Consider the following 22,691-nt stretch of genomic DNA (forward strand, 5'->3'; position numbering starts at 1 on the left):
GGGTATCCCAAGAACAAGCCACTCGGCGACGTGCACGAATGCCCGCCCGCCGCGCACTGCCTCCCATCCGGACTTTCACCGTCGGTCCAGGAATTTCACCTGGTCAACCGACCGCTGGAGGCGGCCGGGTCGCGGACTATAACCGCCGGTTCGGAATTACACCGACCCCGGAGTGCGCTGCTTTTGGTACGAGGCCAGTGTGCCACGCCTGATCGAAGCTCATACGGGCGAACCCCTGTGGCCTGGCTCACAGCAGCGTGTGACAGGACTCTGACCGGCGGTGACGGCCCCTCCGTCGGGTCTCAGCCGCCGAGCCCGGGTCCGAAAAGGTCGTCCTGCGCGGCGTCCCTGGCGGCGAGCAGCGCGCCCCGCAGGACCGCCGCGCCGCCGAGCGCGCTCGCGCGCACCTCGGTGTGCAGGGGTGACATGGCGGCGAGGCGCTCCGCCACCCGGGCGGCGAGCGCGTCGCCGCCCGCGCGGCCGACCTCGCCGCCGAGCACGACGCAGCCGGGATCGAGGATCGCGGCCATGGCGGCGGCGCCCACGGCGACACGGTCGGCGGCGGCGTCGAGGAAGGCCGCGGGGCCGGATTCCACGGCGCGGCGCACCATGTCCGCGGTCTCGCCCCCGGCCGCCATGCCGTGCTCCTCGCCGAGCTCGCGGAGGGCAGCGGCGCAGACCAGCGAGTGAAAGCCGCCCTCGCAGGCGGTGGCGGATGGCAGGACGTGCGTGCCGGGAACCGGCAGGAAGCCGATCTCCCCGGTGCCGCCGGACGCCCCGCGGCGCAGGCTCCCGTCGAGCACGACGGCGGCGCCGACGCCTTCACCGAGCCACAGGAGGACGAACGTCTCGCGGTCGTGGGCGGCGCCGTCGCGCTGTTCGGCGCGGGCGGCGAGGTTGGTCTCGTTCTCCACGAGCACGCGGGCCGGGAGCCGCTCCTGGAGGGCTCCGGCGAGGCGGCGATGCCAGGCGGGCAGCGAGGTGGTGTCGCGCAGTTCGCCGGTGGCGGGATCGATGAGGCCGGGGGCGCCGATCGCCACGGTGTGCAGGCGATGGACCCCGCCGTCCCGCGCGGTGCGTTCCACGAGGGCGACGGCCCGCTCCACGGCGGGCTCGGTCCCGGTGTCGCCGCCGATGGGCGCGGAGGCCTCGGCGAGCACCGCACCGAGCAGATCGGTGACCACGACGGACAAGCCGTCGGTGCGTACATCGAGGGCGGCGAGATGCGCCCGGTCGGCGACGATCCCGTACAGCCGGGCATTGGGCCCCCGGCGCTGGGCACCCGCCTCCCCCACGACCGCGATCAGGCCGGAGCCCTGGAGGCGCTCGACCAGGTCGGCGACCGAGGGCCGGGAGAGGCCGGTCAGCTGCTTCAACTGGTTGGCCGTCAGCGGCCCTTCGCGCTGCAGGAGCCCCAGGGCGAGCCGGTCGTTGATGGCCCGGGCGGTGCTCGGTGATGCGGGCATGCCGGGGATCCTTCCATAAAGCTGCTATTTATCAGGCAGGGTTCCTGATAGTTTACGTCGCCGTAGTGGGGTGGCACCTCGGGAGGGGCAGAGCATCGATGAGTGAAGTGACCTACGACGTACGTCAGTTGAAGCGGGCACGGTACGCCGTGGCCGCCGTCTTCTGTGTGCACGGCGCCGTCACCGGCTCCTTCGCGACCCGCGTGCCCTGGATCCAGGAGCACGCCGACCTCAGCGCCGGACTCCTCGGCCTCGCCCTCGCCTTCCCCGCGATCGGCGCCTCCGTGGCGATGCCGCTCGCGGGCTGGGTCAGCCACCGCTTCGGCGCCCGGACGGCTCTGCGCGGCCTGCTCGCCCTGTGGACGATGTCGCTGATCCTGCCCTCGCTCGCGCCGAACCTCCTGACGCTCTGCTTCGCCCTGTTCGTGTACGGCGCGACGGCGGGCATGTCGGACGTGGCGATGAACGCCCTCGGTGTCGAGGTCGAGACCCGAATGAAGAAGTCGATCATGTCGGGCCTGCACGGCATGTGGAGCGTCGGCGCCCTGATCGGCTCCGCGGCCGGCACGGTCGCCGCCCACCTGGGCTCGGACGCCCGCCTGCACCACGCGCTCGCCGCCGCGGCGCTCACCGCGATCGGTCTCGTCGCCTGCCAGGGCGTGCTCGACCTGCAGGCGGAGCCCGAGGACGAGGCACCGCCGCGCTTCTCGCTGCCGCCCAAGTCGGCGCTCCTGATCGGCGCCGTCGGCTTCTGCGCGGTCTTCGCGGAGGGCGCGAGCCTGGACTGGTCCGCGGTCTACCTCCGGGACGTCCTGGACTCGTCGGCCGGTGTCGCCGCCGCGTCCACCACCGGCTTCACGCTCACCATGGCGATCGCGCGACTCGCGGGCGACGCGGTGGTGGACCGGTTCGGGGCGGTCCGCACGGTGCGCGTCGGCGGCGTGGTCGCGGCGCTCGGCGGTCTGCTCGTGGTGGTGGCGCCGCATCCGGCGGTCGCCATGGGCGGGTTCGCGCTGCTCGGGCTCGGCATCGCCGTCGTGGTGCCGCTCGCCTTCGCCGCGGCCGGACGCAGCGGTCCGGCTCCGAGCCAGGCCATCGCGGGCGTCGCCACCATCACGTACACATCGGGCCTGATCGCCCCGTCCGCGATCGGCACGCTCGCCGACGCGACGAGCCTGGTGGTCTCCTTCGGCCTGGTGACCGTGCTCGCCTGCGGGCTCGCCTTGTTCGCGGGAGTGCTCCGCACGGACGGCCGCGAGGCCACTCCGGTCGCACCGGCGGACGCGCCCGCGGGGAAACCGTGAACCTTACGCCGGATTAACATTGCGCTGACTCATTCAGGTCTTGACAACAGTCTTGCCGACGAGTCCTGACCAAGTCGGGCGCACAGAAGGCGGAACAGAACCATGGATCTCGGCGTGCGCTGGAGACTGCACGGCGACGGGCGCACCCCCGCGCCCGGAGCAGTCGTCCGTCCCGACGAGCGGCTCTCTTGGCCGCGCACCTTCGGGCTCGGCGCCCAGCACGTGGTCGCCATGTTCGGCGCGTCCTTCGTGGCGCCCGTCCTGATGGGCCTCGACCCGAACCTCGCGATCATGATGTCGGGCGTCGCGACGGTCATCTTCCTGCTCGCCACGCGCGGCCGGGTGCCCAGCTACCTGGGCTGTTCGCTCTCCTTCGTGGGCGTGGCCGCCGTCATCCGCGCGCAGGGCGGCTCCTCCGCGACCGTCACGGGGGCGGTCTTCGTGGTCGGCGCGGCGCTGTTCCTGGTGGGCCTCGCCGTCCAGAAGTTCGGGGCGCGGATCATCCACGCCGCGATGCCGCCGATCGTCACCGGCGCCGTCGTCATGCTGATCGGCTTCAACCTGGCGCCGGTCACGGCGTCCACGTACTGGCCGCAGGACCAGTGGACGGCGCTCCTGGTGATGCTGTTCACCGGTTTGGCCGTGGTGTGCCTGCGCGGTTTCTGGTCACGCGTCGCGATCTTCCTGGGGCTGATCTTCGGGTACGTCCTGTCCTGGGTCCTCGACCTGGTCTTCGGCAAGATCCACTCGGCGGACGGCTCGGGCAAGGTCGTCGACCACTGGCGCCTGGACCTCTCCGCCGTCGGCAACGCCGACTGGATCGGCCTGCCGACGTTCCACGCGCCGAGCTTCGAGTGGTCGGCGATCCTCGTCGCGCTGCCCGTGGTCATCGCGCTGGTCGCCGAGAACGCCGGGCACGTCAAGGCGGTCGGCGAGATGACCGGCGACAACCTGGACGACAAGCTCGGCACGGCGATCTCCGCCGACGGCGCCGCCTCCATGCTCTCCACGGCGGTCGGCGGCCCGCCCAACACGACGTACTCCGAGAACATCGGCGTGATGGCCGCGACCCGCGTCTACTCCACGGCCGCGTACTGGGCCGCCGCGTGCTTCGCCCTGCTCTTCGGCCTCTGCCCCAAGTTCGGCGCGGTCGTGGCGGCCATCCCGGGCGGTGTGCTCGGCGGCATCACCGTCATCCTGTACGGCATGATCGGCCTGCTCGGCGCCCAGATCTGGATCAACGCCGGGGTGGACCTGCGCAATCCGCTGAATCTCGTCCCGGCCGCCGCGGGCATCATCATCGGCGTCGGTGGCGTCTCGTTGAAGATCACCGACAACTTCGAGCTGAGCGGCATCGCGCTCGGCACCATCGTCGTGATCACCGGCTACCACGTCCTTCGCGCCTTCGCCCCGCCGCACCTCAAGACGCAGGAACCGCTCCTTGATTCGGGCACTTCGACGTACGACGAGGGCGAGGAAGGCCCGGAAGCGGGCTCTCAGCCGCGCGCCAAGTCGTAGGCGTAGCCGGGCGTGAACGTCCCGGGCGCGCCCTTGCAGCCGTCGGACTCGCCCGGCAGTTTGACCCACAGATAGGCGTCGATGCGGGCCTGGCCGGTACGCAGGGTCGGGCTCGGCCCGAGCCCGCGCCCGTCCGGGTCGCACCACTCGCCGTCCGCCGGGGCGCCGTTTCCGTTGCGGCTCGTGTCGATGACGGCGCCGAGGCCCGCCGGACCGCCGAGCCCGGACAGGACCTTGCGTGCGTACGCGGCCTCGGCATCGGTGCGGTGGAAGTTCGAGACGTTGGTGAAGACGCCGTCGGACGAAGCGGGGGACGCCGCGCCCGCCGCGCGCAGCCGTCCGGCCTGCTTGGCCGCGGCGTTCCAGCCGGAGTGCCCGGCGTCGTAATAGACCCTGGCCCTGGGGTTGGCGGCCTTCAGGGTGCGGCCCGCGCGGGACAGTGAGGCATAGCGGGCGGTGCGCTCCTGCGCGGAGAGGCACTCGGAGAGCGCGATCGCGTCCGGTTCGAGGATGACGATGACCTCGCCGGAGCCGAGGCCCGCGGCGAACTTCCCGATCCACGCGTCGTACGCCGCGAGGTCCGGCGCGCCGCCCTGCGACGCGCCCCCGCAGTCGCGGTCCGGTATCGCGTACGGCACGACGACGGGCACCCGGCCCCCGGCGTTCGACGTCACCGCGCGCACCCGTGAGGTGATGGTCCCCGGCGCGTACTCCGCGAACCACACGGCGGCGGGATGGGCGGCGATCCGCGACTCGATGAGCGGCCTGCGCGGGTCGCTCCGATTGGCCTTGACCCAGTCCAGGACCTGCGAATCGCCATGGCGGTAGAGGGAATCGGCCGGGTCCGCGGCGCGGGTCGGTTTCTTCGGGCGCTGCGTCGAGGGGTTCGGTTTCGGCTTCGGGGCTGCGGAGGACTTCGCGGGCGACGGCTTCGCCGAGGTCTTCGAGGCGGACGGCGTCGGCACCGCGGGCAGTGGTTCCAGCGTCGGCGACTTCGTCACCTTCGGACGCGCCTGATCCTTGCCGCCGCCTTCGTCCAGGGCGGACACCAGGCCGGTGACGGTGCCGACGGCGGCCACGACCGAGGCCGCGGCGACCATGACGCCACGGCGGGCGGCGCCTCTCCGCCCGGCCCTCCGCTCGACCCGTTGTTCGGTCGTCCGCTCGGCTCGATGTCGTGCGCGTTTACCTGTCACGGTGTTGCTGTCCCTCCCCTCTCCCGCGTCCCCCTGACGCGGCGTGCCGGCTCCCCTCCCCAGGGGCACACACAGCCGCCGTTCCCTCGTTCTGGGGAAGCCGCCGGTGCGGTGGCACTCGGGCCAGCCTAGGGCTGCGACCCTGCCACCATGGCGCAGTCGGAGCGGTTCGCGGAGTTCACAGGCTCAGCACACGGGGTTGACGGCGTGGTGACGCGGATGCGCGCGCTGGGCGCCGACTTCCCCTCGGGCGACGGGGTCGGGGTCTTCAACCGGGTCTATCTGTCGGTCACCGAAGAGGTGGGACGCCACCTCGGCACCGGGCGTTTTCCGGACACCGGGGCCGCGGTCACGCTGGACGTGCTCTTCGCCGAGCGCTATCTGCGGGCGGTCGACGCGGTGGCCGCCGACCGCAGGCCGCCCGCCTGCTGGCGCCCGCTGTTCCAGTTCCGGCGCCATCCCGGCGTACGTCCGCTGCAGTTCGCGCTCGCGGGCATCAACGCGCACATCGGCCACGATCTTCCGCTGGCCGTCATGGACACCTGTCGTACGCTCGGCTGCGAACCGGCGGACCTGGAGGACGAATTCGACCGCGTGGGCGACATCCTCGTCTCACTGGAGGAGAGCATCCGCGAAGATCTGATGCCGGGCCCCGACCTCTTCCAGATCGCCGACCCGCTCACCCACCTGCTTGGTTCCTGGAGCCTGGAGCGGGCCAGGGACAGCGCCTGGGCGACGGCACTGACGATGCGGGCCCTTCACGAACTGCCCGGCGTCGCCGAGGAGTTCCGGGAGCGGCTGGACGGAGCGGTCGGCCTGGTGGGCCGGATGCTGCTCACTCCCCTGCCGGACTGATCCGGCCTTCTCCGGCTTGCCCCGGCCTGATCCGGCCGCCGTGCGCCCGCCGCCGAGGAACTCCCCGACAGTAGCTGTACGTTGAATGCAGTGACCCCGGATGCGAAGGAGCACCAGCATGGCCACACGACTCGGTCTCAGCCTCCCGCAGGGCCGGCAGTACAGCATCGGACGGGATGTACCGGCTGTCGCCCGCGCCGCCGAGGAGATCGGGTACGAGAGCCTCTGGGTCTATGAACGCGTCCTGTTCCCCGAGCCCGCGACCCAGGGTCTGTACGGCATCGAGGGACTGCCCTGGCCCGACACCTACCGCTCGGTGCCCGATCCGCTGATCACGCTGACCCTGGCCGCCGCCGCCACCGAGCGGGCCCGCCTGGGCACCAGCGTCCTGGTCGCCCCGCTGCACGTGCCGTTCCAACTGGCGCGCTCGCTGGCCACGTTGGACGCGGCGAGCGGCGGCCGCGTCGTCGCGGGGCTCGGCACGGGCTGGTCCCACGACGAGTACGCGGCTTCGGGGGTGGCCCCCTTCGAGAAGCGCGGCAAGGTCCTGGACGAGCTGATCGACGTCTGCCACGCGGTGTGGGGTCCGGACCCGGTGTCGTACGAGGGCGAGCTGACCACGATCACCCCCTCGGTGGTCGGCCCCAAGCCCGCGCGCCCCATCCCCATCCTGCTGCCCGCGGGCAGCCCGCGCGCCCTGCGCAGGCTCGTCGACCGTGCCGACGGCTGGATGCCGGTGGGCGTGGGCGCCGAGAAGCTGGCCGAGCAGGCGCAGGCACTGAAGGAACTGGCCGCCGAGCGGGGGCGCACGGAACCGGTCCAGAGCGTCCTGCGGGCCAACGCGCGGTACACGCCGACCGCGTACGAGGGCGAGAAACGCGCCCCCTTCCGGGGGAACGTCGCGCAGATCGTCGAGGACCTCGAGGCACACGCCTCCACGGGCGCGGTGGAGGAGATCCTCATCGAACTCGCGGGCAGCACACGGGACGCGGAGGAACTGAAGGACGTGGCGGCGGAGGTGCACGAGGCGGCGAGGGCAGCGGGGGTATAGGACAGGCGCCCCCACAGGGGCGCCTGTCTCAGGAACGGCGCCGTCAGTCCTCAGGCAGCTCGACAGGCGCGAGCTCGTCGTACACATCCCCGGGCCCGGGGTTCGTCGCGTCCGTGCCACCGCCCAGGTGGTGCATGACGCCCCACACGGCGTTCAGGGCGGTCGTCACCGCGCCCTCGGCCCACCCGGCCGTCCAGGAGATGTCGTCACCGGCGAGGAAGATGCCCCGCTTGTCCTCGGGCAGAGACTCCTGCATGAAGTGCGTGAACAGGCGCCGCTGGTAGCGGTAGTGACCCGGCAGGTTCGCCTTGAAGGCGCCCATGAAGTACGGCTCGTTCTCCCACGACACCGTCACCGGGTTGCCGATGATGTGCTTGCGGATGTCGACCTTGGGATAGATCTCGCCGAGCGACTTGAGCATGACCTCCATGCGCTCGTTCGCCGAGAGCGGCAGCCACTTGAGGCTGTCGTCGCACCAGGTGTAGGAGAGGCAGATGGTGGCGGGCTTGTCCGGACCGTCGTCGAGCAGGTAAGTCCCGCGCGTCATGCGGTCGGTGAGCGTCATCGACATGACGTCACGGCCCGTCTCCTCGTCCTTGTCCAGCCAGAACGGCCGGTCGACGGGGATGAAGAGCTTGGAGGACTCCATGTAGTGGGTCCGCTCCATCGCCGTCCAGTGGTCGATGGGGAAGAGCGTGTCGTCGCACGCGATCTTGCTGAGGAGCATCCAGGACTGGGCGGTGAAGATCGCCGCCTGGTAGGTGCGGATGTCGCCCGAGGAGTCGGTGACGGTGACGCGGTTGCCCGCGGTGCGGTCGAGCCGGGTCACGGCGGGCTTCGGCACACCGCCCTCGTGCAGCGAGCTCAGGGACGTGCCGGGCGCCCAGTGCACGATCTTCTGCGGCTCGCGGTCCCACATGCGCAGGGGCAGCTGCTGGCTGCCGCCGACGATGCCGCGGTGGTGGTCGTCGGCCTCGGTGTAGACGACGCGCAGGATCTCCAGGATGGAGTTGGGGAAGTCGGTGTCCCAGCCGCCCGTGCCGAAGCCGACCTGACCGAAGATCTCGCGGTGCCGGAAGGACTTGAAGGCCTCCGACTCGCAGAGGAAGCCGTAGAAGGTCTGGTTGTCGAGCTTCTCGACGAGCTTGGACCAGATCTCGCGGATCTTCGGCACGTCGCGCTCGCGCAGGGCGCGGTTCATGTCGGAGAAGTCGGCGCCCTCCTCCAGGCAGTCGTTCCACGCCTTCGCCACGTCGCGGTAGACCTGCGGCAGGTCGGCGACGGTCTCGGCGTAGTGCGACTCACCCTTGAGGTCGACGACCGTGGACGGCGTCGACTCGGCGAGCGGGTTGGGGAACGGCTGGGTCTTGAGGCCCACCAGGTCGATGTAGTGCTGGAGCGCCGTCGAGGACGGCGGGAACCGCATCGCGCCCATCTCGGCGGTCAGGTCGCCGTCACAGCCCTCGAAGCCGACGGTGCGCAGACGGCCGCCGATCTGGTCGGCCTCGTAGACGACGGGCTTGAGGCCCATCTTCATCAGTTCGTACGCCGCCACGATGCCGGACAGGCCGCCGCCGATGACCGCGACCTCCGTGCCGTGCTCGGTCGCGGGTATCTGGCCGAGGCCCGCCGGGTGGGCGAGGAAATCGTCGTACGCGTAAGGGAAGTCCGGACCGAACATGGTGATCGGCGGCTGGGCGTCGGTGTGCTGGACGGCGGTGGGCACCGTGGACGTCATGAGGTACGGACTCCTTGCGGGAACGGCAGAACAGAAGAAGGGAAGCTCGGGGCGGGCCGGACCTGGGACCGGACCAGAGGTCAGACCAGGGAGGCGTACAGACCCGGGCGGCGGTCGCGCAGGTAAGGGTTGGCCTCGCGAGACGCGGCGAGGAAGGCCGGGTCGGCGTCGGCGAACACCAGCTGCTCTTCCCGTCCGGCGCGGGTGCGGGCTACACCATCGGGTCCAGCCAGCGTGGAGAGCCCGACGAACTCGAACTCCCCTTCCTTGCCGACCCGGTTGACGTACGCGACGTACATCTGGTTCTCGAAGGCCCGCACCGGCACGACCGACTCGGCGACGAACTGAAAGGGGTGCATCTGGGCCGTGGGCACGAGCAGCAGGTCGGTGCCCGCGAGGGCGTGCGCGCGGACGTTCTCCGGGAACTCCACGTCGTAGCAGATCATCAGGCCGATCCGCAGACCACCCAACTCCGCCTGTACGACGTCCTGTTCACCGGGGGTGAAGTGATCCCGCTCGAAGCAGCCGAAGAGGTGGGTCTTGCGGTAGTTCGCCAGGCGGGCGCCGTCGGGGCCGATCAGCTGGACGGAGTTGAAGACCTGCTCCCCGTCCCGCTCCGGGTAGCCGTAGGCGATCGCGACGCCGTGGCGTACGGCGGTCTCGGCGATCGCGGCGGCGGACGCCCCGTCGGCGGCCTCCGCGAGGCGCGGCACGTCGTCGCCGATCGCGTACCCGGTGAGGTACAGCTCGGGCGCGACAAGGAGTCCCGCCCCCGCCGCCGCGGCACGGCCCGCGGCGTCGTCGAGCGCCTTGAGGTTCTCGGCGACGGAGCCGAGCTGCCCGGAACTCTGGAGCAGGGCGGTGCGCAGCGCAGGCATGGCGGATCCTCGGGGCGTACGAAGGGGCAGGTGGGGTCCGTTAGACGGTACGGTCGGCGGCCCTGTCCGGACAAGGCGCGAGCGTTGCGGGCAGATGCTTGATCTGTTGCGCGTGCGGACCTCTCGGCGGCGATTCGTTGCGTGCCGGTGTGGGACCGGAGCCGTAGCCGTGTCCACCGCCGGGCGCAGGGCGGGCGGGGGTGTTCCCCGCCGCGCGGCGGAGGCGGATTGCCGACTGTGGCCCGACGTGCCGGCACCCCCTGCCGCGAGACCGTGATCTCGCCCGGAAGGACCGGGTGAACGGCACTTCGGACGGAGGCTCCCCGTGAGCCGCAACGCAAGCACCCGGATGACCGACAGCCGCCCGACCGGCACCCGTAGCCGCGTGATCGCCGTCGGGGCCGCCCTGCTGCTGTCCATGGGGGTGGTGGGAGCCGCCGTCGCGTCGGACGGTGGGGCACCCAAGGCCACCACGGACGCCTCTGCCCGCGAGGCCGCCGCGCTCACCGGCAGCGCGAAGCTGTACCGCGAGACCACCGAGGACGTGACGTTCACCTTCGACGCGCACCTGGCCGAGCGCGACACCATGCGCCCGGACAAGGCGACCGGCACCTTCGAGTTCGTGCACCTGGACAAGCCGGGCGGCGATGGCGGCTGGGCGAAAGGCCGCATCGACTGCCTGATCACGGGCGGCAAGGTCGCCACGGCTACCGGCATCATCACGGACACCAACCTGAAGGACATCAAGGGCGGCCGCGTCGGCTTCACGGTCCACGACCAGGGCAAGCACGACCGCGTGGGCTACAGCTGGGCCGCCGTGGGCGGCCCCGACGGGACCAAGAACCTGACCAAGTGCACGAGCGCGGCTCCCTTCGAGAAGGTCAAGAAGGGCACCGGCGACTTCGACGTCAAGCCCTGGCACCCCACGTACCCGACCGACTGACCGCGCCGGGCCCGCCCGTACGGGGGTCGGGCGGGCCCGGTGCCTCCCCCTGGGGAAGCGGCCGCACCCCGCCGCGCGGCGGAGGCGGTCACGCCCTCGCGCACGATGTACCGGGCGTCGGCCCGACGGGAATGTGGAGCACGCCCGGACGGACCGGGCGGACCACTGCCAGACGGGGGCTTCCCATGCACCGCCGCTCCACCTTCATCCGCGTCGTCGCCGTAGGAGCCGTACTCCTCGCGCTCGCCGGAGTAGCCGGCTCCGCGACGGCGTCGGAACCCCCGCGTCCCGGGCGCGAGACCGCCGCCCTGACCGGAACCGCCGAGCTGCACCGACCCCACGGCGACAACGCCACCCTCACCTTCGACGCCCACGGCCGGTGAAGTAGCACCCCGCAGGAAAGGCGCTACGCAGGCGCCCCGGAAGAGAACCGCCGCATCAGCGGCGACAGTACGAGCACGGACTTCGTCCGCTCCACGAACGGCTCCCCCGCGATCCGTTCGAGGACCCGCTCGAAGTGCCGCATGTCGGCGGCGAAGACCTGGACGACCGCGTCCGCGTCACCGGTGACGGTGGACGCGGACGCGATCTCCGGATACCTCTCCAGACCTCGCCGGATCGCCTCCGGCGAGGTGTTGCGACGGCAGTAGATCTCGATGAACCCCTCGGTCTCCCAGCCGAGCGCCGCCGGGTCGACCCGCACGGTGAATCCCGTGATGGCCCCGGTCTCGCGCAGCCGGTCGACGCGCCGTTTCACGGCGGGCGCGGAGAGCCCGACCAGCTGGCCGATGTCGGCGTAGGAGCGGCGGGCGTCCTCGGCGAGGGCGTGCACGATGCGTTCGTCGAGATCGTTCAGTCGCACTGGGGGTGGATCACTTCTCTGCGGAGGCCAATCGGGAGCGGCTCATGCCGTACAGGAAGTAGAACACGAGGCCGACGGCCATCCAGACACCGAACACGACCCAGGTGATGGAGTCGAGGCTGAACATGTTGTACGCGCAGAAGCCGAAGCCGAGGACCGGGAAGAGCCAGCCCAGCGGCACGCGGAAGGTGCGCGGCATGTCCGGGCGGGTCCGGCGCAGGACGATGACGGCGATGTTGACCAGGCCGAAGGCGAAGAGCGTGCCGATGCTGGTGGCGTCGACGAGCTTGCCGAGCGGGATGACCGAAGCGAGCGCGGCGCAGAACAGCGACACGATGACGGTGTTCACGCGGGGCGTGCCGGTCTTCTTGCTGACCTTGCCGAAGGCCTTCGGGACCAGGCCGTCGCGGGACATGGCGAACAGGACGCGGGTCTGGCCGTAGAGGACGGTCAGGACGACGGACGCGATGGAGATGACGGCGCCGGCCGCGAGCAGCGTGCCCCAGAAGCTCTGGCCGCTGACGTCGTTCATGATCGCGGCGAGCGCGGCCTCGGAGCCCTCGAAGTCCTTCCAGTTCCAGGCGCCGACGGCGACGGCGGCGACCAGGACGTAGAGGGCCGTGACGATGATCAGCGACAGCATGATCGCGCGGGGCAGGTCGCGCTGCGGGTTCTTGGCTTCCTCACCGGCGGTGGAGGCGGCGTCGAAGCCGATGTACGAGAAGAAGAGGCTCGCTGCGGCCGCGCTGACGCCGGCCGTGCCGAGCGGCATGAAGTCCGAGTAGTTGCCGGACTTGAAGCCCATGAAACCGATGGTGCAGAAGAGCACGAGCGCGGCGATCTTCACGATGACCATGATCGTGTTGGCTCGCGCCGACTCCTTGGCGCCGCCGAGCAGAAACACCATGGCGAGCAGCACGACGATGAGGCCGGGCAGGTTGATGATGGCCCCGTCGACCTCACCGGGCGCCGCCGAGAGGGCGTCCGGGATGGTGACGCCGATGGTGCCGTCGAGCAGTTCGTTGAGGTACTCGCCCCAGCCGACGGCCACGGCGGCCACGGACACGCCGTACTCCAGGACCAGGCACCAGCCGCAGACCCAGGCCACGAGTTCGCCCATGGTTGCGTACGCGTACGAGTAGGAAGAGCCCGCGACCGGTATGGAGCCGGCCAGCTCGGCGTACGAGAGCGCGGAGAAGAGGGCGGTGAGTCCGGCGATCACGAAGGAGATGGTGACGGCGGGCCCGGCCTTGGGGACGCTCTCGCCGAGGACGACGAAAATGCCGGTGCCGAGGGTGGCGCCGATGCTGATCATGGTCAGCTGCCACATGCCGAGTGAGCGCCGCAGTGAGCCGCCCTCACCCTGGCCGCCCTCCGCGACCAGGAGTTCCACCGGCTTGCGCCGCATCAGGCGGCTGCCGAACCCGGCGACCCCCTGGGGACTCGGTCGGTTCTTCGGGGGTGCGCCTTGGTCGAGCACGCATGGCTCCTTCATCGCTGCCGGTCAGGCGGTCAGGGCGGGCGGGACCGGCGGCAGCTCCCATGCATGGATGGGGACCGCCGAGCAGGCGGTCCCCGCCACACCACGTACAGCGGACGACTCTATGAGGCGAGCTTCACGTACGTAATGCAGCAACCTTGCGCAGACCCGCATGATCGTTGCGTACTTCCCCGTCCCGCGGGTCTTCGTTGCGCGGTCCGTTTCGTCCGTTGCGTGCCGGGGTGCCGGGGAAGTCATTGACACTTCGTCAGATCTCCCCCATCGTGCACCCCGGTCGAGAGGGAGGCAGCAGGCGATGGACCTCGATGTGCTGTACGAGATCGACGTGCCGAAGCCCTGGGACGGACCCCATCCGCACGGCCAGCGCACCGCCGAGCAGCGTGCCTACCGCGAGGCCGTGGAACAGATCCGGCTCGCGGACCGGGTCGGCTTCCGCACGGTGTGGGCGGTGGAGCACCACTTTCGCGAGGGACGCTCGCACTGCCCGGCCCCCGAGGTGCTCCTCGGGCATCTCGCGGCGCTCACCGAGCGGATACGCCTCGGCTTCGGCGTCACGCTCGCGCCCTTCGGCTTCACTCCCCCGCAGCGGATCGCGGAGAAGGTGGCGGCCGTGGACGTACTGTCGGACGGCCGCGTGGAGTGGGGCACGGGCCGCTCAACTCCCATGGAACAGACGGCATTCGGCGTCGACCGGGAGCAGTCGCGGTCCGACTGGCGCGAGGCGATCGAGATCGTGACGGGCATGTGGCGCGAGGAGTACTTCGCCTACGAGTCGGAGCGCTTCACCTTCCCCCGGCGGATGGTCACCCCGAAGCCGGTCCAGGACCCGCACCCACCCTGCTGGATGGCGGCGACGTCCCCCGGCTCGGCGGAGGTGGCGGGCTCGGCGGGCCTCGGTCTGCTCTCCTTCTCGATCATGCAGCCGCTGGAGGCGATGGCCCGTCAGGTCGCCGCCTACCGTGCGGCGGCACGCGCCCCGTCCCCGATCACGGACGTCACCACGGACCGCGTCAGCGCGTACACGCTGGTGCATGTGGCGGACCGCCCCTCGCGGCGGGTCTGGGACTCGGTGGCCTGGTGGTACCGCAACCTGGCCCAGTTCACGCTCGACTGGGAGCTGCCGCACCTGACCCCCGACGAGCGCGAGCGGACCTTCCCCTTCCTCACCCCGATCATCGAAGGGAGCGCCCCCGTCGAGGAGTTCAACGACGGCGACATGATCCTCATCGGCGACGCGGAGACGATCGTCCGCAAGGCCAAGCGCTACGCCGACCTCGGCATCGACCAGCTCATCTGCTACGTCCAGTGGGGCTATCTGGAGCACCAGGAGATCCTGCGCACCATCGAGATCCTGGGCAAGGAGGTCATCCCGGAACTGGCCTCCTACCGGCCCCGGCGGGCGGCACCGTGAGCGAGCCGCTCGACATCTCCCCCGTCCCCGACTACGCCACCCTGCACCGCCTGGACGACCGCGCCTACGTCGTCCTCGGCGCGGGCAACGGCATCGGACGCCAGACCGCGCACGCGCTCACGGCGGCGGGCGCGCGGATTCTGTGCGTGGACGTCGACAAGGGCCGCGCGGAGGCGGTCGCCGCCGAGACAGACGGTGTCCCGTATGTCGCGGACGTGAGCCGGCGCGAGGAGATGCGGGAGCTCTTCGCCTACGCGCGGCGGGAGTTGGGCCCGCTCGGCGGTGTCGTCGACATCGTCGGCATGGCCCGCTACACACCTCTGGACGAGTTGGACGACGCCTCCTGGGACTGGCACTTCTCCCTCGTCCTGCGGCACGCCTGGCTGACGGTCCAGTACGGCGGCGAGGCGCTCGCCGACGCGGGCGGCGGCCCGCTCGTCTTCGTCGCGTCGGTGTCGGGCCTGACGGCGGCGCCCTTGCACGCCGCGTACGGGGCGGCCAAGGCGGGCCTGATCTCCCTGGTCCGCTCGGCGGCGGTGGAGTACGGCCCGCGCGGGGTACGGGTGAACGCGGTGGCGCCCGGCGTCGTGTGGACGCCGCGCGTGGCGGGCCTGATCGGCGAGGATGGCCGCGCACGCAACGCCGCCAACGCCCCGCTCGACCGGGTGGCCGAAACCTCGGACATCGCGTCGGCCCTGCTCTTCTTCGCCTCGCCGCTCTCCTCGTACGTCACCGGGCAGACGCTCGTCGTGGACGGCGGGGTCAGCGTGAAGTTCCCCTACCCGACCATCGGGGGCGCACGATGAGGGAGTTCGTGCGGGGCGCGCCTTGGTGGACCGAGGACGGCCGCGTGACACGCGCCGACCCGTCCGACCGCGACCGCCTCCCCCGGGACACCTGGGAACGGGCAGGCCTACCGGCGGGCGTCCGCCTCGAGTTCACGGCACGCGGGGTGACCGCCGTGGAGATTACCTACACCGCATCGCACCCCTCACCAACGGACGCGTACAGCACGGCACCACCGGTCTTCACGCTGCTCATGGACTCGGCCACCGGGGGCAGCGGCACGCAGGCGGAAGCGAGCAGCCCCACGGAGGGCGCCGAAGCCCGCAGGAGGGCGGGAGGCCCGGCGGAGAACGCCGAGATCGGCACGACGGCGAGCAGACCGGCGGGCAGCAGCGGTGCTTTCGCGGCGCGCAGTGGTGATGCGGCGGCCGTCGGCTTACCCGCACGAGCCGCCGCACCGGCAAGGGCGCCGGGGCCCGCCCGCGACACCCCCGCGTCGCCCGGCACCCGCACGGTTCGCATTGAACTGCCCCGCCCCGACGGTGACTTCACCCTTCACCTGCCCGAGAGACTGCGCCCCGCCCTCACCGGCCTGCGGCCCGTCGGAGGTGGCACGCTGCGACCCCGGCGGAGGCAGCCGCGCTGGCTTGTGTACGGCGACTCGATCGTCGAGGGGTGGTCGACGAGCCGCCCACATCTCGCGTGGCCCGCGCGAGCGGGACGCGCCCTCGGCGTGGAGACGGTGAACCTCGGGTACGCCGGAGCATCACGCGGGGAGCTGGCTTCCGCCGAGCAACTCGCTTCGCTGGACGCCGACTTGATTACGCTCGCCTTCGGCACGAACTGCTGGTCGCGGGTGCCGCACTCGGCGAGGCTGCTGTACGAGACAGCGCGGGCGTTCCTGGATCTGGTACGCCGGGGCCACCCGGACGTTCCCCTCCTGGTCGTCTCCCCCGTGGTCCGCCCCGACGCCGAGGCGGTGCCGAACGTGCTCGGCGCCACCCTGCGGGACCTGCGGACCGCCGTGGAGCGCGCGGCGCTGGACGCGGGGGCCGACCTGCTGCCGGGCGGCGGACTGCTGGACTCCGGGCACCTGGTGGACGGCGTACATCCGGGCGACACGGGCCACGCGATCCTCGCGGAGGCGGTGGCGTCAGCGCTGCGGAAGGGACTGCCGCAGGGTCACGCCTGAGCCTCGCCCTGGACCTGGACCTGAGCCGCTTCGTCATACGCCTCGCGCGCGGCGGCGATCGCCGGCCGGTGGCCGATGGACCAGTCGGCGAGAGCCTTGACCAGGTGGGTGAGGCTGTGACCCATCTCGGTCAGCTCGTACTCGACCTGCGGCGGAATCGTCGGGTAGACGGTGCGCTTGACCAGACCGTCGCGCTCCAGGCGGCGCACGGTGAGCGTGAGCATCCGCTGCGAGATGCCGCCCCGGATCCTGCGCTGCAGCTCCTTGAACCGCAGGACACCCGAGGCGAGTTCCACCACCACGTACACGGACCACTTGTCGCCGAGCCGGTCCAGGACGTCCCGCACCCCGCACTCGTCCTGCGGGGTCTCGCAGCTGATCACCGGCTCACCGGGGGCCGGTGCGCCTGACGGGGTGGTTACCGCCGTGTGCCCTGCTGACATGAAAGTGCCTCCTTATGCGCCCGCGTCGCGCGAACCACCATGGTCACAGGCCCGGTCACCCGGCCCCGCCCGGACAGCGGGCACAACCACTCACCACGGGGGAACCTTCCCATGCTCATGATCACCGGCGCCACGGGCGCCCTCGGCACGCTCGTCACCGCCCGCCTCGCGGACCGCGACGACGTCGTCATCGGCAGCCGCAACCCCGCCCCCGGCGGCCGCCGCGTCGACTTCGACGATCCGTCGTCCCTGGATTTCACCGGCGTGGACACCCTGCTGGTCATCTCCGCGGGCGCCGCCGAGGACGACGTGGTCGTCGCCCGCCACGAGGCGGCGATCTCCGCGGCCGAGAAGGCGGGCGTGGGCCACCTCGTCTACACCAGTCTCAGCGGCGACGGCGACCACCTGACGTACGCGCTCGCCCACCGCTGGACCGAACGCAGGCTGCGCGACTCCTCGTTGAACTGGACGGTCCTGCGCAACGGCCTGTACGCGGAGTTCCTCGCGGCCATCGCCGCGCCGGGGCCCGACGGGACCATCGCCGCGCCACTGGGGGCGGGCGGCCTCGCCGCCGTGGCACGTGCGGACCTGGCCGATGTCGCGGTACGGGTGGCGACGGACCCGGCCCCGCACTCGGGCCTCACCTACGAGCTGGTAGGCGAACAAGCCCTGAGCGGGGCCGACTTGGCAGCGGCACTGGACGCGACGTACGAGCCGGCCACCCTCGCCGCCACCCGCGAGGCGATCACCACGGCCGACCAGGCCCTGCCCTTCCAGGTACCGATGCTCCTGAGCACGTACGCGGCGATAGCGGGCGGCTTCCTGGACGGCACAGGAGTCGAGGGCCAGGGGACGCTCCGAGCCTTGCTGGGCAGGGAGCCCCGCCCGGCCATCGAGGCGTACAAGACAGCGGTACAGGGCTGAGCCGGGGCGCCCCGTCAGGGGCGCGGGGAACTGCGCGACAAGCCCCGACGGACCGGCAGTCGAATCCCGCACCCCTTCGCGCAGCGCCTAGCTCCAGCTGGCGTGCAGAGGCTTACCCTCCGCGTAGCCCGCGGCACTCTGCACACCCACGGTGGCCCGCTCCGCGAACTCCTCCAGGGAGCCCGCACCGGCGTACGTGCAGGAGGAGCGGACGCCCGCGATGATCGAGTCGATCAGGTCCTCGACGCCGGGACGCTCCGGGTCCAGGAACATCCGCGAGGTCGAGATGCCCTCCTCGAACAGTGCCTTGCGGGCGCGGTCGTAGGCCGACTCCTCGCTCGTGCGGTTCTTGACCGCGCGGGCCGACGCCATGCCGAACGACTCCTTGTAGAGACGGCCGTTGGCGTCCTGCTGCAGGTCGCCCGGGGACTCGTACGTCCCGGCGAACCACGAACCGATCATGACGTTCGACGCACCGGCGGCCAGCGCCATGGCGACGTCACGGGGGTGCCGGACGCCACCGTCGGCCCATACGTGCTTGCCGAACTTCGCGGCCTCGGCGGCGCATTCGAGTACCGCGGAGAACTGCGGCCGGCCGACGCCGGTCATCATGCGCGTGGTGCACATGGCGCCGGGGCCCACGCCGACCTTGATGATGTCGGCACCCGCCTCGATCAGGTCACGTACGCCCTCGGCGGCGACGATGTTGCCCGCGACGATCGGGACCTGCGGGTCGAGCGCACGCACGGCCTTGACCGCGGCGATCATCGACTCCTGGTGGCCGTGCGCGGTGTCCACGACGAGGGTGTCCGCGCCCGCGTCGAGGAGCTGCTTGGCCTTGGCCGCCACGTCGCCGTTGATGCCGACGGCGGCGGCGATGCGCAGCTTGCCATTGGCGTCGAGCGCGGGCGAGTAGAGCGTCGCGCGCAGGGCGCCCGTGCGGGTGAGGATGCCGGCGAGGCGGCCGTCCTTGCCCACCGCGGGGGCGTAGCGGCGGTTCGCGTGATCCAGCTTGTTGAAGGCGTCGCGCGGGTCGATGTCCGCGTCGAGCAGCACGAGGTCCTTGGACATGACCTCGGAGATCTGGGTGAAGCGGTCGACGCCGTTCAGGTCCGTGTCGGTGACGACGCCGACCGGCTTCTGGTCGGCGTCCACGACGACGCCCGCGTTGTGCGCGCGCTTGGACAGGAGCGCGAGCGCGTCGGCGACGGTCTGCGTGGGGGCCAGGACGATCGGGGTGTCAAGGACGTGGTGGCGCGTCTTGACCCAGGAGATGACCTCGGTGACGACCTCGATCGGAATGTCCTGCGGGATCACGACGAGGCCGCCGCGGCGGGCGACGGTCTCGGCCATCCGGCGGCCGGCGATCGCGGTCATGTTCGCGACGACCAGCGGGATCGTGGTGCCGGTGCCGTCCGGCGACGAGAGGTCCACGCCCTGGCGCGATCCGACGGCGGAACGCCGCGGCACCATGAAGACGTCGTCGTACGTCAGGTCGTACGCAGGCTGGATGTCATTGAGGAAACGCACGTGCTGCTCATCCCAGTCGATCAGAGGTGGCCCCCGGACAGTTAGGCCGAGGGAAAAGCACGTACTTCAGTGTCCCATGCCCGGGGCGATGCGCCGCCTGGGATGATCACCCAGTCGGGCCCCGGAACCCCTGGTCGGATCCTCCAAGCGCAGCCGCGGACGGTCACCCTCCGCTCAGGGTCGCGCGCCGAGCGCGAGAACGATCTCCAGGCCTGCCTCGCGCTCCCGGGCGTACTCCACGGCATCCGCGAACACCTCTTGGGCGACGATCCACTCCTGGGGGACGGCTTCGGCGTACTCCTGCCAGCCGGTGACGACGAGCAGCCGTCCGGGTGCACGCCCCTGGTCGGTGAGACAGTCGGCGAGGGCATCCCAGTTCCGGCCGAACCAGTCGGGCAGGTCGAGCACGCGGGCGCAGCGGTCCATGAAGGCCGACTTGTCGCGCACCCCGCTCAGGTCGAGCGAGACGGCGCTCAGACCGGCGGCCCGGACGGCCTCCAGGACTGCTGTCAGGGGTTCGCGGGCCAGCGGTTCGGGCGTCATCTCAGTACCGCCTTGAAGGACGCGTAGTGATCGTCCGTGTAGTAGGTCTCGTCGCCGCTCCCGGTGACGATCCGCCGTGCGCCCCGGTCGCGTTCGCCGGGGGTGGGGACGGTGTACTCGCGGTAGTGGCCGCGCCGCTGCTTCGGCAGCTCGCCCTCGAAGTTGCCGAAGACGGAACCGTCCTTCTCGTACGGGAACGGCCCCCCGTCATCGATGAGCCGCAACGTCCGCCTCGCCTCGGCGGGCAGCCGGTCGGCCTGGACGGCGGGCATGCCGCGCGGCGCCCATGCGGGACTGAAAGCGGAGGACTCCCCCGCCCCACCGCTGCCTGAGGAACACCCGGTGACGAGAGCAGCGAGGCAGACCAGCAACACACCCCATACGCGAGGCACAAACCGGAGCACCATGGGGCAGATGCTCCCATAGCCACCCTCGACTTGCAGCGCCCCAAAGGGGCGCGGGGAACTGCGCGCTCAGCCCCCACGGCCCGCAGGAACTCAGCTACCGTCCGGGTCCGCCCGATCCAGCGCAGGGTGCGGAGTATGCCCCATGACCATCAGCTGATCGGCGGCAGCCGTGTCCGTGACGAGGCTGGTCACAAGGCCCGAACGCAGCACCGCGTCGATCGCCGCGGCCTTCCGCTGCCCGCCCGCGATCGCGACCACCTCAGGAATCCGTCGAAGCCGGTCGGCTTCGACAGTGATGCACCGCTCCCCCAGGTCCCGCCCGACCCTGCGCCCCTCGGCGTCGAAGAGGTGCGCGGACATCTCGGCGGCGACGCCCAGCGAGGCGTAATGTGCCCGCTCCTCGTCGCTGAGCATGTCGTGGACGGTGGAGATGCCGGGCTCCCAGGAGCCGATGGACACCGCGGCGACGGTGACCTTGTCGAAGTACTCAAACGCCCGCGCGATCCCGGTCTGGTTCCGCAGCGCGGCGGCCGTGGCCGGGTCCGGCAGGAGCATCGGCGCGTAGATGGGGTGGGCCTCGCCGCCGGAGACCTGCGCGGCACGCCGCACGGCCTCGACGGAGCCGCGTTCGGCGGTCCCGGCGTCGTACACACCCGTCAGCTGCACCACCGTGCACGGCGGCAGCTGGTCGAGGGCGGCCGCCATGTGAATGGTCGAGCGACCCCACGCGAGGCCGAGGACATCGCCCTCGGTGACCAGCTCGCCGAGCAGATCGGCCGCGACCTCACCGAGGTTCTCGGGGTCGGGAGAGTCGTCGATCTCGTCGGTGGAGGTCGGTGACTCCACGACGACCGCGTGCCGCAGGCCGTAGCGGGCACGCAGCGCGTCCGAGCGCTCCGCGTCCAACTCGGCGGGCACACGGATCTCGATCCGTACGAGGTCACGCTCAAGAGCCGTCTCCAGGACCCGGGCCACCTTGAAGCGGCTGACGCCGAACTCCTCGGCGATCTGGATCTTGGACTTGCCCTCGAGATAGAAGCGGCGGGCCATGGCCGCCGCCTGCACCAGCTCCGCGGGTCCCATCCGCATGGCTGACCGGCCGCCCGTCGACACGACGGTCTCCTCACTGTCATTTCAAGACTGTCATTTCAAGCAACTGCCGTTCACGCGTTCACCCGCATACGCATTCACACGCATTGGTGCGGCTTCGCGCACATTGCCACGGCTTCTCGCGCATTGCCGCAGCGCAACCAGGGTTCGCCGTTCATCCTTGCAGATCTGGCGTACTTGATCAGCCCCGATGGGCTGCGTTCACGTATCCGTGGCTCAGTGGCCGCATGCCCAGGCCGCCGATGACGTCGCCCCGGCCGCCTGGGTGCGCAGTGCACGCACCGCCTCCGCCGGGTCGTCGGCCCCGTAGACCGCGGAGCCCGCGACGAAGACGTCGGCGCCGGCCTCGGCGCAGCGCTCGATGGTCGCCGCCGAGACGCCGCCGTCGACCTGGAGCCAGAGTTCGAGGCCGTGCTTGCTGATCAACTCGCGGGTGCGGCGGATCTTCGGGAGCATGATGTCGAGGAACGCCTGGCCGCCGAAGCCGGGCTCGACGGTCATGATCAGCAGCATGTCGAGCTCGGGAAGCAGGTCTTCGTACGGCTCGATGGGCGTCGCGGGCTTCAGCGCCATGGAGGCGCGGGCGCCCTTGGCGCGGATCTCACGGGCCAGGCGGACGGGAGCCGCGGCCGCCTCCGCGTGGAAGGTGACCGATCCGGCGCCCGCTTCGACGTACTGCGGCGCCCAGCGATCGACGTCCTCGATCATCAGATGGCAGTCCAGCGGCGTGTCCGTCGCTCGGGCGAGAGACTCTACGACCGGCACCCCAAGGGTGAGGTTGGGAACGAAGTGGTTGTCCATGACGTCGACATGGAGCCAGTCGGCACCTTCGACCGCCCTTGCCTCCTCGGCAAGGCGGGCGAAATCCGCGGACAGGATGCTGGGGTTGATCTGCACGGCCATGCCCCAAGACTGCCATGCCCCGCGCTCGTTGCCTTCCGCGGTCCGTAGCGTGAGCCGACCGGCTCCTTTGACCATGGGCCCCATGCCATGCTGGGCGGTCCACCGACACCACGTGGGGCTGCGGGGGTAG

The 22,691-nt window shown here is 71.2% G+C and carries 22 protein-coding genes and 1 riboswitch; of the genes, 10 read left to right on the plus strand and 12 right to left on the minus strand.

Annotated elements, in window-relative coordinates:
• Window positions 1–49: 49 nt before the first annotated feature.
• Window positions 50–180, minus strand: a riboswitch (FMN riboswitch).
• A gap of 122 nt (window positions 181–302) precedes the next feature.
• Window positions 303–1,466: an ROK family transcriptional regulator gene (locus ACZ5U5_RS24140; RefSeq protein ID WP_469025204.1), complete on the minus strand. Its 1,164-nt coding sequence runs from the start codon at window positions 1,464–1,466 to the stop codon at window positions 303–305.
• A 98-nt stretch (window positions 1,467–1,564) separates the two neighbouring features.
• Between ACZ5U5_RS24140 and ACZ5U5_RS24145 the strand changes: the two genes are divergently transcribed.
• Together ACZ5U5_RS24145 and ACZ5U5_RS24150 are read left to right on the plus strand one after the other, a co-directional pair.
• On the plus strand, window positions 1,565–2,770 hold the full coding sequence (locus tag ACZ5U5_RS24145) for an MFS transporter (RefSeq protein ID WP_469025206.1): 1,206 nt from the start codon (window positions 1,565–1,567) through the stop codon (window positions 2,768–2,770).
• Window positions 2,771–2,872: 102 nt separating this feature from the next.
• Window positions 2,873–4,288 (plus strand): uracil-xanthine permease family protein, encoded by a 1,416-nt coding sequence (locus tag ACZ5U5_RS24150; RefSeq protein ID WP_469025208.1) that lies wholly within the window; start codon window positions 2,873–2,875, stop codon window positions 4,286–4,288.
• Here the strand turns inward: ACZ5U5_RS24150 and ACZ5U5_RS24155 are convergent.
• A complete protein-coding gene (locus ACZ5U5_RS24155) occupies window positions 4,267–5,388 on the minus strand; it encodes a glycoside hydrolase family 6 protein (RefSeq protein ID WP_469026093.1) in 1,122 nt (373 codons plus the stop codon). The genes ACZ5U5_RS24150 and ACZ5U5_RS24155 overlap by 22 nt on opposite strands.
• Window positions 5,389–5,634: 246 nt before the next feature.
• On the opposite strand from ACZ5U5_RS24155, the gene ACZ5U5_RS24160 reads away from it, so the two are divergent.
• Window positions 5,635–6,339 carry a DUF5995 family protein gene (locus ACZ5U5_RS24160; protein WP_469025211.1) on the plus strand — a complete coding sequence of 235 codons (705 nt, stop codon included), beginning with the start codon at window positions 5,635–5,637 and terminating at the stop codon, window positions 6,337–6,339.
• Between the two features lie 118 nt (window positions 6,340–6,457).
• Window positions 6,458–7,390, plus strand: coding sequence for an LLM class F420-dependent oxidoreductase (locus ACZ5U5_RS24165; RefSeq protein WP_469025213.1), 933 nt, complete (start codon window positions 6,458–6,460; stop codon window positions 7,388–7,390).
• Between the two features lie 43 nt (window positions 7,391–7,433).
• On the opposite strand, the gene ACZ5U5_RS24170 is transcribed toward ACZ5U5_RS24165, so the two are convergent.
• Together ACZ5U5_RS24170 and ACZ5U5_RS24175 are read right to left on the minus strand one after the other, a co-directional pair.
• Complete coding sequence (locus tag ACZ5U5_RS24170) at window positions 7,434–9,128, minus strand: flavin monoamine oxidase family protein (RefSeq protein ID WP_469025216.1); 1,695 nt, start codon at window positions 9,126–9,128, stop codon at window positions 7,434–7,436.
• A gap of 80 nt (window positions 9,129–9,208) precedes the next feature.
• Window positions 9,209–9,997 (minus strand): carbon-nitrogen hydrolase family protein, encoded by a 789-nt coding sequence (locus tag ACZ5U5_RS24175; protein WP_469026096.1) that lies wholly within the window; start codon window positions 9,995–9,997, stop codon window positions 9,209–9,211.
• Window positions 9,998–10,355: 358 nt separating this feature from the next.
• On the opposite strand from ACZ5U5_RS24175, the gene ACZ5U5_RS24180 reads away from it, so the two are divergent.
• Together ACZ5U5_RS24180 and ACZ5U5_RS24185 are read left to right on the plus strand one after the other, a co-directional pair.
• The gene (locus tag ACZ5U5_RS24180) at window positions 10,356–10,949 is read left to right on the plus strand and encodes a Repetin (RefSeq protein WP_469026098.1); all 594 of its coding nucleotides are present in this window, start codon (window positions 10,356–10,358) and stop codon (window positions 10,947–10,949) included.
• 185 nt (window positions 10,950–11,134) lie between these two features.
• Complete coding sequence (locus tag ACZ5U5_RS24185; RefSeq protein ID WP_469025218.1) at window positions 11,135–11,332, plus strand: hypothetical protein; 198 nt, start codon at window positions 11,135–11,137, stop codon at window positions 11,330–11,332.
• A gap of 23 nt (window positions 11,333–11,355) precedes the next feature.
• Here the strand turns inward: ACZ5U5_RS24185 and ACZ5U5_RS24190 are convergent, their stop codons facing one another.
• Together ACZ5U5_RS24190 and ACZ5U5_RS24195 are read right to left on the minus strand one after the other, a co-directional pair.
• Window positions 11,356–11,811 (minus strand): Lrp/AsnC family transcriptional regulator, encoded by a 456-nt coding sequence (locus tag ACZ5U5_RS24190; protein ID WP_363211043.1) that lies wholly within the window; start codon window positions 11,809–11,811, stop codon window positions 11,356–11,358.
• A 10-nt stretch (window positions 11,812–11,821) separates the two neighbouring features.
• Window positions 11,822–13,291: an amino acid permease gene (locus tag ACZ5U5_RS24195; RefSeq protein ID WP_469025221.1), complete on the minus strand. Its 1,470-nt coding sequence runs from the start codon at window positions 13,289–13,291 to the stop codon at window positions 11,822–11,824.
• Window positions 13,292–13,607: 316 nt separating this feature from the next.
• On the opposite strand from ACZ5U5_RS24195, the gene ACZ5U5_RS24200 reads away from it, so the two are divergent.
• From ACZ5U5_RS24200 to ACZ5U5_RS24210, 3 genes are read left to right on the plus strand one after another with little or no spacing between them, the layout of a single operon-like run.
• Window positions 13,608–14,723, plus strand: coding sequence for an LLM class flavin-dependent oxidoreductase (locus tag ACZ5U5_RS24200; RefSeq protein WP_469025223.1), 1,116 nt, complete (start codon window positions 13,608–13,610; stop codon window positions 14,721–14,723).
• On the plus strand, window positions 14,720–15,529 hold the full coding sequence (locus ACZ5U5_RS24205; protein WP_469025225.1) for an SDR family NAD(P)-dependent oxidoreductase: 810 nt from the start codon (window positions 14,720–14,722) through the stop codon (window positions 15,527–15,529). Before ACZ5U5_RS24200 ends, ACZ5U5_RS24205 begins: the two co-directional genes overlap by 4 nt.
• 44 nt (window positions 15,530–15,573) lie before the next feature.
• Entirely contained in the window at window positions 15,574–16,701 is a 1,128-nt protein-coding gene (locus ACZ5U5_RS24210) for a GDSL-type esterase/lipase family protein (protein ID WP_469025229.1), read from the plus strand.
• On the opposite strand, the gene ACZ5U5_RS24215 is transcribed toward ACZ5U5_RS24210, so the two are convergent.
• A complete protein-coding gene (locus ACZ5U5_RS24215) occupies window positions 16,692–17,144 on the minus strand; it encodes a winged helix-turn-helix transcriptional regulator (protein ID WP_469025231.1) in 453 nt (150 codons plus the stop codon). The genes ACZ5U5_RS24210 and ACZ5U5_RS24215 overlap by 10 nt on opposite strands.
• 111 nt (window positions 17,145–17,255) lie before the next feature.
• Between ACZ5U5_RS24215 and ACZ5U5_RS24220 the strand changes: the two genes are divergently transcribed.
• Window positions 17,256–18,068, plus strand: a complete 813-nt coding sequence (locus ACZ5U5_RS24220; RefSeq protein ID WP_469025233.1) for an NAD(P)H-binding protein — start codon at window positions 17,256–17,258, stop codon at window positions 18,066–18,068.
• An 87-nt stretch (window positions 18,069–18,155) separates the two neighbouring features.
• Here ACZ5U5_RS24220 and ACZ5U5_RS24225 read toward each other — a convergent pair whose 3' ends face one another.
• The 5 genes from ACZ5U5_RS24225 to rpe all read right to left on the minus strand — a co-directional run bounded on the left by ACZ5U5_RS24225 (window position 18,156) and on the right by rpe (window position 22,561).
• Window positions 18,156–19,598, minus strand: a complete 1,443-nt coding sequence (locus ACZ5U5_RS24225) for a GuaB1 family IMP dehydrogenase-related protein (protein WP_469025236.1) — start codon at window positions 19,596–19,598, stop codon at window positions 18,156–18,158.
• Between the two features lie 174 nt (window positions 19,599–19,772).
• On the minus strand, window positions 19,773–20,141 hold the full coding sequence (locus ACZ5U5_RS24230; protein WP_469025238.1) for a barstar family protein: 369 nt from the start codon (window positions 20,139–20,141) through the stop codon (window positions 19,773–19,775).
• Window positions 20,138–20,548, minus strand: a complete 411-nt coding sequence (locus tag ACZ5U5_RS24235; protein ID WP_469025241.1) for a guanyl-specific ribonuclease — start codon at window positions 20,546–20,548, stop codon at window positions 20,138–20,140. The genes ACZ5U5_RS24230 and ACZ5U5_RS24235 overlap by 4 nt, the downstream gene beginning before the upstream one ends.
• 90 nt (window positions 20,549–20,638) lie before the next feature.
• Window positions 20,639–21,637 carry a sugar-binding transcriptional regulator gene (locus tag ACZ5U5_RS24240; RefSeq protein WP_469026100.1) on the minus strand — a complete coding sequence of 333 codons (999 nt, stop codon included), beginning with the start codon at window positions 21,635–21,637 and terminating at the stop codon, window positions 20,639–20,641.
• Window positions 21,638–21,874: 237 nt separating this feature from the next.
• Window positions 21,875–22,561 carry a ribulose-phosphate 3-epimerase gene (gene rpe / locus ACZ5U5_RS24245; protein WP_469025244.1) on the minus strand — a complete coding sequence of 229 codons (687 nt, stop codon included), beginning with the start codon at window positions 22,559–22,561 and terminating at the stop codon, window positions 21,875–21,877.
• Window positions 22,562–22,691 lie beyond the last annotated feature (130 nt).

This window comes from Streptomyces sp. NPDC033177, from assembly GCF_055577715.1.